This window comes from Clostridioides sp. ES-S-0005-03, from assembly GCF_020658455.1.
GTDB lineage: Bacteria > Bacillota > Clostridia > Peptostreptococcales > Peptostreptococcaceae > Clostridioides.
In genome coordinates this window covers 760567-774413 of the sequence record NZ_JACVWI010000001.1, presented here as the reverse complement: position 1 = coordinate 774413, position 13847 = coordinate 760567, and the positions used below count along the sequence as shown (strand labels likewise).

15 protein-coding genes are annotated in these 13847 nt (G+C 27.4%); 4 read left to right on the top strand and 11 right to left on the bottom strand.

Annotated features, from left to right (window positions below; translation table 11 throughout):
- Positions 1 to 80: 80 nt before the first annotated feature.
- Complete coding sequence (locus IC218_RS03700; protein ID WP_227823832.1) at positions 81 to 626, top strand: helix-turn-helix domain-containing protein; 546 nt, start codon at positions 81 to 83, stop codon at positions 624 to 626.
- Between the two features lie 12 nt (positions 627 to 638).
- The gene (locus tag IC218_RS03695) at positions 639 to 1325 is read left to right on the top strand and encodes a YjjG family noncanonical pyrimidine nucleotidase (protein WP_227483224.1); all 687 of its coding nucleotides are present in this window, start codon (positions 639 to 641) and stop codon (positions 1323 to 1325) included.
- 109 nt (positions 1326 to 1434) lie between these two features.
- Here IC218_RS03695 and IC218_RS03690 read toward each other — a convergent pair whose 3' ends face one another.
- The 4 genes from IC218_RS03690 to IC218_RS03675 all read right to left on the bottom strand — a co-directional run bounded on the left by IC218_RS03690 (position 1435) and on the right by IC218_RS03675 (position 5053).
- Complete coding sequence (locus IC218_RS03690; RefSeq protein ID WP_227483225.1) at positions 1435 to 2055, bottom strand: hypothetical protein; 621 nt, start codon at positions 2053 to 2055, stop codon at positions 1435 to 1437.
- On the bottom strand, positions 2042 to 3067 hold the full coding sequence (locus IC218_RS03685) for a uroporphyrinogen decarboxylase family protein (protein ID WP_227823831.1): 1026 nt from the start codon (positions 3065 to 3067) through the stop codon (positions 2042 to 2044). The genes IC218_RS03690 and IC218_RS03685 overlap by 14 nt, the downstream gene beginning before the upstream one ends.
- A 1-nt stretch (position 3068) precedes the next feature.
- The gene (locus IC218_RS03680; RefSeq protein WP_227433233.1) at positions 3069 to 3707 is read right to left on the bottom strand and encodes a B12-binding domain-containing protein; all 639 of its coding nucleotides are present in this window, start codon (positions 3705 to 3707) and stop codon (positions 3069 to 3071) included.
- Positions 3708 to 3901: 194 nt separating this feature from the next.
- Positions 3902 to 5053, bottom strand: a complete 1152-nt coding sequence (locus IC218_RS03675; protein WP_227823830.1) for a GNAT family N-acetyltransferase — start codon at positions 5051 to 5053, stop codon at positions 3902 to 3904.
- A 440-nt stretch (positions 5054 to 5493) separates the two neighbouring features.
- On the opposite strand from IC218_RS03675, the gene IC218_RS03670 reads away from it, so the two are divergent.
- On the top strand, positions 5494 to 6306 hold the full coding sequence (locus tag IC218_RS03670) for an Mrp/NBP35 family ATP-binding protein (RefSeq protein WP_227483229.1): 813 nt from the start codon (positions 5494 to 5496) through the stop codon (positions 6304 to 6306).
- Positions 6307 to 6402: 96 nt separating this feature from the next.
- On the opposite strand, the gene IC218_RS03665 is transcribed toward IC218_RS03670, so the two are convergent.
- The 7 genes from IC218_RS03665 to IC218_RS03635 form a co-directional block, all read right to left on the bottom strand.
- Positions 6403 to 6594 (bottom strand): hypothetical protein, encoded by a 192-nt coding sequence (locus IC218_RS03665; protein WP_227433230.1) that lies wholly within the window; start codon positions 6592 to 6594, stop codon positions 6403 to 6405.
- A gap of 159 nt (positions 6595 to 6753) precedes the next feature.
- A complete protein-coding gene (locus IC218_RS03660) occupies positions 6754 to 7965 on the bottom strand; it encodes a nitrogenase component 1 (RefSeq protein WP_227823829.1) in 1212 nt (403 codons plus the stop codon).
- Between the two features lies 1 nt (position 7966).
- The gene (locus IC218_RS03655; protein WP_227823828.1) at positions 7967 to 9244 is read right to left on the bottom strand and encodes a nitrogenase component 1; all 1278 of its coding nucleotides are present in this window, start codon (positions 9242 to 9244) and stop codon (positions 7967 to 7969) included.
- Between the two features lie 106 nt (positions 9245 to 9350).
- Positions 9351 to 10145: an ABC transporter ATP-binding protein gene (locus IC218_RS03650; protein ID WP_227433227.1), complete on the bottom strand. Its 795-nt coding sequence runs from the start codon at positions 10143 to 10145 to the stop codon at positions 9351 to 9353.
- Positions 10145 to 11125, bottom strand: a complete 981-nt coding sequence (locus IC218_RS03645) for a FecCD family ABC transporter permease (protein ID WP_227823827.1) — start codon at positions 11123 to 11125, stop codon at positions 10145 to 10147. The genes IC218_RS03650 and IC218_RS03645 overlap by 1 nt, the downstream gene beginning before the upstream one ends.
- A gap of 16 nt (positions 11126 to 11141) precedes the next feature.
- Positions 11142 to 12038 carry an ABC transporter substrate-binding protein gene (locus tag IC218_RS03640; protein ID WP_227433225.1) on the bottom strand — a complete coding sequence of 299 codons (897 nt, stop codon included), beginning with the start codon at positions 12036 to 12038 and terminating at the stop codon, positions 11142 to 11144.
- A gap of 64 nt (positions 12039 to 12102) precedes the next feature.
- Positions 12103 to 12852 carry an AAA family ATPase gene (locus IC218_RS03635; protein ID WP_227433224.1) on the bottom strand — a complete coding sequence of 250 codons (750 nt, stop codon included), beginning with the start codon at positions 12850 to 12852 and terminating at the stop codon, positions 12103 to 12105.
- Positions 12853 to 13000: 148 nt separating this feature from the next.
- Between IC218_RS03635 and IC218_RS03630 the strand changes: the two genes are divergently transcribed.
- Entirely contained in the window at positions 13001 to 13741 is a 741-nt protein-coding gene (locus tag IC218_RS03630) for a helix-turn-helix transcriptional regulator (RefSeq protein ID WP_227433223.1), read from the top strand.
- Positions 13742 to 13847: the final 106 nt, after the last annotated feature.

Below are 13847 nucleotides of genomic sequence, written 5' to 3'. Positions count from 1 at the left end.
AATGATTTCATACTATATAATCTTTTTATTTAGGTTATTTTAAAGTAATATTTTTAAAACGAAAAAGAGAGGATATTTATATGAATGATTTAAATTTAGGAGAAAAAATAGCTGAAGTTCGAAAAAAACAAAATCTAAGTATTCGAGATTTAGCAAAACTAGCAGATGTTACACCATCATTATTGAGTCAAATAGAACGAGGTCTTGCTAATCCATCTGTAAACTCATTAAAATCTATAGCCTCTTCTCTAAATGTTCCTCTATTTACATTTTTTGTATCTGAAGTAGATAAAAAAAGTTTAATAGTGAGACGCGATAGTAGAAAGAAAGTTATTTTACCTGGAAGTAATGATGTTGTATATGAAGTTTTAATTCCAGATTCTAGTGGTAACTTAGAATTTGCTATTATGGATTTGGCTCCAAATACATCTTCTTGTGTTGATAGAATTACTCATAACGGAGATGAAATTGCATACATTTTAGAAGGAGAAGTCAAACTATTTATGGATGATGATGAATTTACTCTATTTAAAGGTGATAGTGTTAAGGTTCCTTTAGGAACAAAGCACAAATGGCAAAATGATTCTAATAGTGAAAGCAAAGTAGTTTTTGCAGTTATACTATAAAGGGTATACCTTATGAAGAGATATAAATTTATATTTTTTGATGCAGATGATACTTTATTTGATTTTAAAAAGAGTGAATCTTATGCTTTCAAGAAACTTTTATCTAAATTTGGATTGGATTTTAACTTTGAAAAATGTATAAAAATATATAGAAATATAAGTGATAAGCTTTGGCTTGACCTTGAAAAAAACACTATAACTTTAGATGAGCTTAAGCTACTTAGATTTGAACTTTTTGCAAAGGAAATGAAATTAAATGTTGACCCTATAATTCTTAGTAAAATGTACCTAAATCTTTTGTCAGAATGTACTTTTTTAATGCCAGGTACACTTGATGTATTGTCATACCTTAAAAGTAAATATAAAATTATCATAATAACAAACGGAATTTCTAAAGTCCAAAATAATAGGCTTAAAAACTCAGAAATAAAAAAATATATTGATGGAATGATTGTATCAGAAGAAGTAAAAGTATCAAAACCAAATCCAGAAATATTTAAATATGCATTTAAAAAGTTTAACTGTTATGATAAAACTTCTGCTTTGATGATTGGTGATAGTTTAACTTCAGATATATTAGGAGGAATAAATTCAGGAATAGATACTTGTTGGCTAAACTCCAATAACAGTATAAATTATACTAGTTCTATACCAACTTATGAAATAAACACTCTCATTGAATTAAAAAATTTATTATAATTTATAAGTAGAATCTTATTATTTTGCAATAATTTTTTTAGCTAGTGTATATTTAAGCTAAAAAAATTATTGCAACTTGCCAATATCAACTTTAATCTTGTAAAAATTTCTAAAAACACTTTCTAATACATTTACTGCATCTTGATTCAGTATTTTCCTTATCACCCATTAATATGAGCATCGCGACACTTTTTATAGGAGCCAATTGATGATAATCATTGATTTTTATTTCCAAATTATTGTATTTATTTTTTATATATTCATAAATGTCTTTTTGATTTTCAACTTTAAAATCTTTATCTCCTGGATATATCTCGTATGATATATTGAGATTACTATAGGTTTCCTTTAAATACATTTTTATTTTCTCATTGATGTAATCTAAACATACTACACCTATTTTGTCTAGTGCTAGACCTGCCATCATATTACAATTTTTCATGTAGTCGTTCATCTTAATATCAATTTTATCTCCTATAGTATATAAAATAGCAAATGCCTTTTTACACTCTTTAGGCATTTTATCAGTATCAATTTCACTTATATAAACTTTAATATTCAATATGCTTTTTATACTTTTTATTTCTTCTTCAACTATTTCATTAATCATTTCTGGAACTTTTCTATTAGAATATCCCAAAAACTTTAGCACTGTATCTTTATTTATATAAATATTTTCTAAATCTATAAATTCTAAATAAGGCATATTTTTACTGTTATTCCAACTCATTCATATCAATCCTATCTAATTCTTTATAACTAATTCTGCCTGCTTTTATGGCTGCTTGTAAATTTTCTACTGGTGTTGTATTTAAACAGTTACAACCAAAATCGCATAGGAAATTATCATACTTTCTCATCTTTTTTAACAACTTTAGTGTTTCCTTTGTGATTTTATCAGGTGTAGAACGTCCAAGAAGTTTTATTGGGTCTAAATTTCCAATTAAAACTATATCTTTTGGAATTCTTGGTGCAATCTCTTCATAGTCTAGAATTTGGTCTAAACTTACTGCATCTACATTGCAACTCAACATATTATCTAACAACTCTCTTGTGTCTCCACATATATGCATACCTTTCCAACAATCAAGTTCATCATATATCTCATTTAAATTTTTTACTATATATTCATCAAATCTAGCTTTGTTTAAAGTTACTGATGTTGGCTCTGCTATTGAAATATATTTTGCGCCTGCTTTATTTGCAGCCACAGCATATCGCCTTACTAACTCAGTAGTGAATTCTAATAACTCCTCCACAAATTTTTTATCAGTTATTATACACCTTAAAAGTTGTGTAGCCCCAGCTAATTGACCTGCAAGAGTAAATGGACCTTGTATTGATTCATACAATGGTTTTTTTATGGTTTTTGATATTAGTGACAAGCTTTCTAGATTGAGTGGCATACGTCCACTTGTATAAGGGTCTGGTACATCTAATTTTCTTAACTTTTCACTATCTGTTATTGTATGTGTCAATACACTTGGAAAATCGTAATCTGGTCTTAGTGTCTCTAAGCCCAGAGTCTCACAAAATGTAATTCCATCACAAAATGAATATATAAAATCTGATTCAAAATATTTGTCCATAGTTCTTGCTAATTCCAATTGTAAATCTACACTATCATATACTTCATATGCTTTTTTATTTATTAAAAATAAACCATTTGTACCCATATCCGGCAGGAAAAATCCTCTATCTTCACTATTTATATATTGCAATAAAGTCATATCTGAAAACATTTTAAATTTCTCCTCCTATAAGTTTGTCTATTAATTTAACTGCTTTTGGAGCATTTGGACTATATCCATCTGCACCTATCTCTTCTGCAAAATCCATACTTACAGGACCTCCACCAATTATTACCTTTGGCCTTTTACTTAAATTAAGTCTATTAAGCTTATTTATTACTGATTTCATGTTTTCCATTGTCGTTGTCATCATTGAAGATAAACCTATTATATCTACATTGTTTTTTATAGCTTCTTCTATTATATCTTCGCTTTTTCTATTTACACCTAAATCAATTACTTTATATCCAGTAGCTTCAACCATTACTTTTACAATATTTTTTCCAATCTCGTGGGTGTCACCTTCTACTACAGACATTAAAATTACTCCCTTTGATTTTTTCTTTATCTTTCCAGTGCCCTTTAAGATGCTAATACCTTTGTTTAATGCATCTGTACATACTATCACTTCTGAAAGATAGTATTCTTTATTCTCAAACTTATCTAAAGCACCTATCATACCCTTGTTTAACCCATATTCATATATATCCTCTACATTAATATTTTCCTCTATAGCGTCTTTTACCAACTCTTCTATATTATTTACACCCATATTTAATATACATTCTGCTATTTTTTCAAGTATGTCCATATAATACTCATCCTTTCAAATTCCTTCATAAAAGTACTTTTCCAACACTCATTGAACTAATCTTCCATACCAAATAACTTTATACTCAAGTTACTTGATGTAGGTAATCTCTTCTTTGATTAGCTAATTGAATCAACTTCTTTAAGCCATCTCTAAGAACATTTCTTTTAAATCTTAGGCAAAAAGTATAATAATTATTGGTAGTTTAAATTTGCAGTCCATGGAAAATCTATAGGAAATACTTTTGTAGTAAATTCATATATTTTTTTTAAATGTTTAAATTCATTGTATTGTTCTTCATTTCTTTCGAAAAATAGCTTGTTAAGTTTATCTAAACTTTCTATCATAAGCTCCTCTTCCTTATATTTGATGATATATTTATTTTCAACTTGTTTAAACTCAATATGCTCTAATAGTTCAGAATCTACATATTGATTAAAATAACCTTTTAAATTATCACATAATTTACTGTAATTTATTATTTTAATTGTTCCTTGTTGATAATCTAAAGACTTTAGTTCATTACATCCTAATTGGTCCTTTAGATTTCTTACATGTACCTTATAGTCTAAATACTCTAAACCAAATTTATTCGTAACATATTTTAATATATTTTCAACATTTATATTATTCACTCCTATTTCAACCACTTCTCCTATAATAGAACCTTCTTTTTTTATTGTTCTTATTATTAAATATCCTATTATATTACTATTTTCTTTTATAAATACTTTCTTATAATCAATTGGCCCCCAAGCAATAGTAGCTGCATGTAATAATTTTTTAAATTCATCTCTCGTTCTTATAAATCTAGTACTATTTTGATTATATAATTCAATCATTTTATCTAAATCAGCATCTTTTTCAAAATTAGTTTCATCAAATTCAACTATTTCATATGGTATTTCAATATTTTCTGGCTTTATTGTATATTTATAGAAACTCTTCACTTCACTACAGTTTCTTCTACTATATAAACTTCTTGTCCCTGAAATAATTAAAACATCTACACCATCAGAAAACATTTTTTCTTCTGCTTTATCTAGTATTTTAGATGAATATCCCTTCTTCTCATAATCTGGATGTGTGCATACTCCACCTATAGCTGCAACCTTTAGTTTATTTCCTTGAATAGATACATCTTGTACCAAATAGTTTACATCTGAAACTACTTTTTCATTTTCTGATATTATAATCATATTTTCTATGTTATCTTTATTCAATAAAAGGGGAAACTCTTCCACCATAGTTGGCTTATAGTTTCTTGATATTCTAAACACATAGTTTATTAATCCTGTTACTTTATCAAACTCTTCTACTTTTGCACTTCTTGGTTTTATTTCCATCTATATACCTCCTGATGTTATTTAAAATATTTCAATGCTATCATTTTTAGTAAAATATTTATTACCACATTTTTAAATTTATCACTACATTTCTAATTATATCTTTTTTCTTCATGATTTTTAATTGTTTTTCAACAAACTTCTATAAAAAATATATATAATTCCCAGTTATACTTATAAAATGACCATTTATGTATAATATATTGAAATATTTCCTATATGTTTATATGATTAAACTCTATAGGTCAATTGAAACAACCATTTTATTGAGAAGGTTATATTTTTTTATTACCTTCTTTTTTTTATAATAAATTACTATTTGATTAATAGAAAATATTCTAAGTTCCTTTTAAATAATGACTTTATTGTTTAATTGTACTAAAATAGTATATGTAGGTTACAAATAATCTAATAAATACTAAACATTGGAGGTAATAGATATGGCAGATTGTAATTCATGTCCATCAAAGGGAAATTGTAATAGTCAATCAAATTGTTCTATTGAAAATAACCCTAACAATAAATTTGGAAAAATAATTGGTGTTATGAGTGGGAAAGGTGGAGTTGGTAAATCGACTGTAACTGCTTTACTTGCTAATAAACTAAATAAAATGGGATATAAAGTTGGTATATTAGACTCTGATATAACAGGACCAAGTATTCCTAGACTTATGGGTCTAAAAAATGTAAAAGCTTATTCTGATGGTTCTTATATTTATCCTGTAGAAAATTCAAATAACATAAAAGTAATGTCTATAAATCTTATGATAGATGATGAAAATGAACCTGTTGTTTGGAGAGGACCTCTAGTTGGAGGAGTTGTAAAACAATTTTATACTGATGTACTTTGGGAAGAACTAGACTATTTACTTATAGACATGCCCCCAGGCACTGGAGATGTTGCATTAACAGTTATGCAATCTATACCTATAAGTGGAATAGTTATGGTTTCAGTTCCTCAAGATTTGGTATCTATGATTGTATCAAAAGCTGTTAATATGGCTAAAAAAATGAACATAAATGTTCTTGGAGTTATTGAAAATATGAGTTATATTCAATGTCCTGATTGTTCTAAAAAAATCAAACTATTTGATGGTGACTCTACTGAAAAGTTTTTAAATGATTTAGATTTAAAACTTCTAGGTGAACTTCCTATGACTAAAGAAATCATAGATATTACTCATAATGGTGTTACAGACATTAGTAATGATTTAGACTCAATATTAACTGATATTGTTGAAAATATCAAATAGATATAAATTAAAATTTTATAGTTTTACACTCTAATACTAAAAGAGGTGTGTATTTATTTTGTAATATTACAAATAAAATACACACCTCTTTTACATCTATCTATGTTTTAAATACACAAAATATTCTTCTATTATATCTCCATTTTTCACTTTTACTAAGTATTCATTATAGTGAGCATTGTATGGCTGTGTCATTTTACACTCTACTACATTTTCTATATCTTCCAATTCTAAGAGTTCTACATCTTTTAAAAATTTTCTTTCTAAAAGCTCCATTAGTCTTTCCATAACCTATTCCCCCACTTCTCCAACATAATTAAAATAAAGCAAGTAAATTATCTATTTATAAAATTTACTTATTTATATTATATCCCATATCTTACAAATCCTAACAGAATTCATAAATTATTGTGAGAAAATATGTATTAACCTTTTAATAAATCTATCTTATAGTGATATATTAAGTATTCTTTCAATTATGTAAAGCACTCCTCTTAATCCAATAAATGGTGTATATGGATATATATTTACACTTTTTAGGTTTGGATTACTTATCTGTATATCTAACTTTGAATTGTGACTCATATCAATACTAGTACCATCTCCAAATAAAACCAATAACTCATTTTCTTTTAAATATTTATTTCTTTCTAACTCATTATTTCCAATATATACAGATTCGTCATTACAATCTGTATTATGCAATATATTAACTCTATCAACTTCAAGACCTAATTCATTCAATAAATCTTTAAATCCTAAAGCAGTGTCATAATCTCCAAATACAGCACATTTTTTGCTTTCCTTATAAAAATAAAACTTCCTTTTTATATTAAATACTTGTCTTTTTATGTTAGATACTTCAGCTTCATAAGCACTTTTATCCAAATCCCACATAGTTACTTTTTGTATGTCTTTAATAAATTCTTCAGTATTTTTTATTCCATAAGGCTTTTTATACACATAAGGTATATTGTACTTATCCTTCATAAAAGTTGCTGCTTTAATACCTTCTTTCCTAAGTACTATATTTAAACTAGATTTAGATGCATTTTCTATTTCATCTATTGATGTGTATGATGTAAAGGTTACATTTACTTCTTTTTTGAAAAAAGTCTTTATCATCCTTTTAATTTCTTCACAATCTGATAAAAAGTTATATTGGTCTATATTACATCCAATTATATTAAAACTATCAATTTTTTCATTGCTCTCTTTTACTACATCCTTTGCTAATATATAAAGAAAATCTTCAACTCCTTGATTATAATCTTCTCTTAATCCACCTGTTGTAATTGGGATTAACTTACAGTTTACAGAATCACTTATGATATTGCAAATTCCTACCATATCCACACCTATAATAGAAGATACAGATGAAGCCATTACAAATATATATTTTGGGTTAATATTATTATCTATTTCAATTATAGCCTTTTCTAATCTATCATAATTTCCAAACGTAACATCACTTTCACTCATATGAGTTGAATAAATCTTTGCTTTGTCTTCTCCATTTAAACTTCCAATTGCTTCTATCGCATAGTGAGTTGTTCCTGATGGGCCAAATTCTATGACACAGGCTTCACTTATTGATGATACTGTAAATATTATTCCCATTCTATCAGAAGGATTTGGAAAATATTTATATACTTCCATATTAAATCACTTCCTTTCTTGTAACTTTCTCCACATCAAACAATTTAATTAAAGTTTCCATTATGCCTATTGGAAGCTCAAACCCTATTTTTTGTGCATGTTCGTCTAACGTTATTTGCATAAGTCCTTTTTCTTTTAATAACATTGGATTTTCATGGCCTATATAAATATCTGCATTTATAGTATCATACAAACTTCTAAGTGGAGCTATATTCGCAATTCTGCTTATATATGGATTGTGTCCTTTTTTTATTATGTTGTCTTTAAATAAACCATCTTGTTCATAAAGTTCACGCACTTGTATAAATTCTGGCACTAACCCTAATTCTGTTAAGAAATCCACTGTTTCAAACACCATCATTGGTGTATTCCCATAAATTAGCTTTTTACCTTCCATTAGAAGTCTACATTTATTCAATAACAAAGTATATTTTTGTCTTTGTTCTAATAATTCATCTTGTACATCTATATCTAAAATGTTACAAAGTTTATTATAGTTTTCCATTATAATTGACTCTTTCATGTTTTTATCAAAATATATGTATTCTATTCCAAATTTATTTTTCATATCTTCTGCTAAATCCAATGCTATCATGTCTGTTACTATATTTAATTTAGCACTAGATGCACTTTTTATATCTCTTATAGTACATTTAGATGGTATTACACAATTTATTTTTACGCCTTCTTTAAAAAGTAACTTTACAAGCTCTGTATCTTCTACATTCTCTTGTCTATGCCCTAAAATATTAACACCTTTTTTATTTGTATGATTCTCCATAACTGATGATAAACTCTTTAAAGCTCTAGTCATTCCAATTATATGAGAATTACAAGTATAATGTTCGGTATTAACTGCTAAAACAGGGATACCTATCAGTTCTTCCAATTCCTCAGATAAAGCATTATAATCCTCACCTATTAACTCTGGTACACATGTAGTTACTATCATTATTGCATCAAACTTTTCAACTTCTGAAATATACTTTACAGCTTCTATTACTTTTTTTTCTGCACCAAAAACTATATCTTTATCTTTTAGAACTACTGAATAAACACTATCTTGACCAGACTGTCTATGATATGCAAAGTTTTTACTATAATAAGTACATTCATTTGTTCCTACTATCACAAGAGCCATGTTTTTTATATATGATGCAGTTAATACAACTCCAAACAATGGACAATGAGTCCCTGGAAACACAGCATATGATAAAGATTTTATATCTTTATCATATGCTATATCTTTTAATCTATTTAATACATTTAAAGTATACATATTTTTTCCTTTCCAATCCTATTACTTATACAACTTTATAAATTTAAAGTTACACTTATATTACTTTTTATATTTTTAAACTGTGGTCATTTCAAATGTTAAAACTTTATATACTACTAGTTCTTCTACATAACATTATTGGATGAATCCTAGGCTTTTTGCTAATTGGATCTATATCTATATCACATTTTACCTTATAAACATCTTTTATTATTTCTTCACTTATTACGTTATTAGGATGGCCATCCGCTACTATAGCACCATTATTCATAATAATAAGTCTGTCACTGTATTTGCTCGCTTGATTTATATCATGTAGAACCATAATTATAGTCATTCCAAATTTTTTATTTATATCTTTTACAAGTTCCATTAGTTCTAATTGATGAGATATATCTAAATATGTTGTAGGTTCATCTAATAAAAGTATATCTGGCTTTTGACAAAGTGCCATCGCTAACCATACTCTTTGTCTTTCTCCTCCAGATAAATTGCTTACCAATTTATCTTTATATGCTTCAAGACCTGTATTTCTCATTGCCCAATTTACTATCTCTTCATCATTTTTATTTTTACTTTCAAAAAAACCTTTATGTGGTATTCTTCCATAATATATTAAATCCTTTACTTTTATATCCTTTAAGGAGGCATTATGTTGAGCTAGTAATGCCACTTTCCTCGAAATTTCTTTATTACTCATGACTTTCATATTTTTCTTACCAATATATATGTCACCCTGTTTAATTTTCAAAATTCTAGATAAGGATTTAAGTAGCGTAGATTTTCCTGAACCATTTGGACCTAATATAGAAACTACTTCTTTTTCCTTAATGCTCACACTCAAATTGTCTATGATAATCTTATCTTCATAACCTATTTTGACATTTTTTACATTGAACATTAATAACCGCCTCTCTTTCTTAATAAATATAAGAAGAATGGACCCCCTATTATAGACATAATAACGCCTACTGGAATCTCTATAGAGCCTCCTATTGTTCTTGCTAATGTATCTGCAATTAATAATACTATACTCCCTAGTACTATACTAAATGGTATCGTATATTTATGGTCACTACCAAGCAACATACGAGTTATATGTGGTACTATAAGACCCACAAAGCTGATGACACCAACTATGGAGGTAGAAACACCTGCTAAAAATATAGCTACTAATGAGATTAGAAACCTACTTTTATTTACATTGAAGCCAAGATTTGTAGCTGCGTCATCTCCTAGTTGCAGTACATTTGCACTTCTGATAAGTAAAATTGCTCCTATCAATCCTATAACAGAATACCATATTAGCATATTTACATCTAACCAAGTCTTTGTGGCTAAACTTCCGTTTAACCACAACATTGCACTTTGAATTCTTTCACTATACATAGTTGATAAATACGATATAACACCACCTAATATAGTGTTTACAGCGACTCCAGCTAGTATAATTCGCTCTGGTCTAAGCCCATTTTTATACGCCATCAAATATACTACTCCACAAGATATGAGTCCTCCTATAAAAGCAACTATTGGTAACATACTTGTATATTGTGGAAATAAAAGCAATATTATAATAGCAGCTACACTTGCTCCTGTAGATATACCTGTTATACCAGGGTCTGCTAATGGATTTTTCATAACAGCTTGTAACAATAATCCTGAAACTGCTAGATTTGCACCAACTAACGCTGCTAAAATATTTCTAGGCAACCTCATTTTATAAACTATTGTAGTAACCATTGTATTATTTTCATTTATCAATGCATCAAATATTTCCCCAATACTTAAATTTACACTCCCTACAGTAGAAAAAACAATTAATAAAATAATTACAGTTATCAACCCTGTAAATATCAATAAGACTTTTTTATTATCCATATTATTCACCTAAAATCTATTTATCTCCATATAAGATATCTCCCAGTTTATTTATTGAATCTTTGACATGTATATTTGCTGATACATTAAATATACTTGAGTCTAAATCTATAACTTTTCCATTTTTTACTGCATTCAATGTAGCCCATGCAGGATTTTTATCAAAAGAATCATCAAATGCTTTTTTAGTCTCTTCTATATTCCCATGTGCAAATCTAAGTATGTAATCTGGATTTTCTTTTATAATTTGTTCTAAGCTAAATTGTATATAATCTGAATCCACACTATCTGTTAAGTTATCAGCTATATTTTCAGCACCTACTGTTTTAACCAAATCACCAAGATATGAGCTCTTTGTAGCTAGCATAAAACTATTTCCACCACCAAATAAAATAGCTACTCTTGGTTTTTTATCCTGTTTTTTTGATTTTTCTACGACCAATTCTTCTACTCCTTTTAGCTCTTTTATAAGTTTTTCTGCTTCATCTTGTTTATTTATTTTATTACCTAAATTTTCTATACTTTTAAGAAACTTTGTGTATGTTCCAGTTTCAAAATAGAATGTATCTAGGTTATATTCTTTCATACTCTTCTCAACATTTTCTTTAAACATACTATCAACTATAAATACATCTGGCTCAAGAGATGCTACAATTTCTAAGTCAGGATTCATAGCTTGTCCTACTTCTGGTAGATTTTTATATTTTTCTGGCAATTCAGATTTAGTCGTTGGAATACCTACTAAAGTAGCATCTAATTTATCTAATACTTGTGTTGCTGCTACTGTGGCTGAAACAACTTTTACGTTGTTATTTGACTCCTTATTTGCAGACTCATCATTTGATGGTTTTGAGCATCCTGTTAATATTAATGCACTAAGTAAAAATACTGAACATATCTTTTTAAATTTCATAAAAATTTCCTCCATAATAAACTTTATTTTAAATCTGTATTTTCTATTTTAATCTTATATTTATCTAGTTACTTTGCATAATCTTATTTGCAAGTTCTATATATACTTGTGACATTTCATCATCTTTATCTTCTTCTATAACGGTTCTTCCATTATTCTCAGACTGTTGCATGATTTTATTTCTTGGGATATAGTGAAAAACTTTACTTTTTATTTCATCAGCCAATTTTTCAACTAATTCTATTTCATTCTCAACATTTTTAGCGTTTAATATGAGTCCTTTTAAAGAAGCATATCCTCTATTTTTAAATTGCTCTACAGCTAAAGATATGTTACTAGCAGCATACATTGACATCATTTCTCCAGAAGTTACTATATACACTTCATTTGCAAATCCATTTCTTATTGGCATTGAAAATCCTCCACAAACAACGTCTCCAAGTACATCGTAAATTACTACATCTGGATTATATATTTCAAATGCCTTTAATTCTTCTAATTTTTCAAAGGCCGCTATTATGCCTCTTCCAGCGCAACCTACTCCTGGAGTTGGGCCTCCTGCTTCAATACATAATACTCCACCATATCCTTCAAATACTATGTCTTCAAGTTTTAAATCATCTTTCTTCTCTTTCATTACATTAAGAACTGTTGGTATAAATTTTCCTTTCATTAAATTTTTAGTAGAATCTGATTTAGGGTCACATCCTATTTGCATAACCTTATATCCTAAATGAGAAAGTGATGCAGATAAATTGGAAGTTGTTGTTGATTTTCCAATTCCTCCCTTCCCATAAATAGCTATTTTTTTCATTGACTTTTTACCTCTCTTACATCATAATATTATTTAACGAAATTAATTATCATTCGCAATAACTATTTTACGCGATATGTTTTTTAAATTCTTAACTATATTTGTTTTTTTATAAAAATATTTGTATAAATTTAGATGAGGTGATTTTTTGAAATGTTTTAAAGATGATATAGAACTTATCATTAATGATTTTTTTGACTGTTGTAATATCCCAACAAAAGTGATTAATAAGGATTTAAAAGAACTTTGTAGTGTTGGCTACAGTGATAAACTAGAAATATACTTTTCAAGTTTAAACATATTCAATAATATAAAAAGCACAGATTTTATATCTAATAAAAACTTATCCTATATAATGTTAAGTTTTTGCAATGACATACAATTTTTAATTATGCCAATACATAAATTTGATATTTCTAGTGGCTATTTTGTTATAGGGCCTTTTAAATCATGCATTAATAATGATATTGAGTTTTCTGATATACCATTTAAGCCTCTATCATGTGTAGATTATATATCAAATCTTTTATCAGAAATATGTAATGATAAAATGAAACACAAACCAGCTCTTAGTTTTTATGTAAAAAAAACTATCGATTATATTCATAAAAACTACTCAGAGGATATAACAGTAAGTGATATATGTAATGATTTACAACTTAATAAAAGTTATTTTTGCTCCCTATTTAAAAAAGAAAGTGGATATACATTTACTAACTTTCTCAATAAGGTTCGAGTCGAAAAAAGTAAAAAATATTTGCTTCGAGAAGACATGTCTATTTTAGATGTTGCTGTATTTGTTGGGTTCAATAGCCAAAATTATTATAGTATGGTTTTTAAAAAGTTCAACAACCTTACACCAATTGAATATAAAAATATTTATAATTAAAAAATATCATTCTGCAAAGGATGATATTTTTTAATTATAAATATTTTGACGAAAACAGTTAATTCTTTGTTAAGTTGACTTTATCCAAAATATGCTAAATATCACC

Coding starts and splice junctions, on each gene's coding strand:
- IC218_RS03700 (WP_227823832.1), top strand. CDS start 81: ATGAATGATTTAAATTTAGGAGAAAAAATAGCTGAAGTTCGAAAAAAA.
- IC218_RS03695 (WP_227483224.1), top strand. CDS start 639: ATGAAGAGATATAAATTTATATTTTTTGATGCAGATGATACTTTATTT.
- IC218_RS03690 (WP_227483225.1), bottom strand. CDS start 2,055: ATGAGTTGGAATAACAGTAAAAATATGCCTTATTTAGAATTTATAGAT.
- IC218_RS03685 (WP_227823831.1), bottom strand. CDS start 3,067: ATGTTTTCAGATATGACTTTATTGCAATATATAAATAGTGAAGATAGA.
- IC218_RS03680 (WP_227433233.1), bottom strand. CDS start 3,707: ATGGACATACTTGAAAAAATAGCAGAATGTATATTAAATATGGGTGTA.
- IC218_RS03675 (WP_227823830.1), bottom strand. CDS start 5,053: ATGGAAATAAAACCAAGAAGTGCAAAAGTAGAAGAGTTTGATAAAGTA.
- IC218_RS03670 (WP_227483229.1), top strand. CDS start 5,494: ATGGCAGATTGTAATTCATGTCCATCAAAGGGAAATTGTAATAGTCAA.
- IC218_RS03665 (WP_227433230.1), bottom strand. CDS start 6,594: ATGGAAAGACTAATGGAGCTTTTAGAAAGAAAATTTTTAAAAGATGTA.
- IC218_RS03660 (WP_227823829.1), bottom strand. CDS start 7,965: ATGGAAGTATATAAATATTTTCCAAATCCTTCTGATAGAATGGGAATA.
- IC218_RS03655 (WP_227823828.1), bottom strand. CDS start 9,244: ATGTATACTTTAAATGTATTAAATAGATTAAAAGATATAGCATATGAT.
- IC218_RS03650 (WP_227433227.1), bottom strand. CDS start 10,145: ATGTTCAATGTAAAAAATGTCAAAATAGGTTATGAAGATAAGATTATC.
- IC218_RS03645 (WP_227823827.1), bottom strand. CDS start 11,125: ATGGATAATAAAAAAGTCTTATTGATATTTACAGGGTTGATAACTGTA.
- IC218_RS03640 (WP_227433225.1), bottom strand. CDS start 12,038: ATGAAATTTAAAAAGATATGTTCAGTATTTTTACTTAGTGCATTAATA.
- IC218_RS03635 (WP_227433224.1), bottom strand. CDS start 12,852: ATGAAAAAAATAGCTATTTATGGGAAGGGAGGAATTGGAAAATCAACA.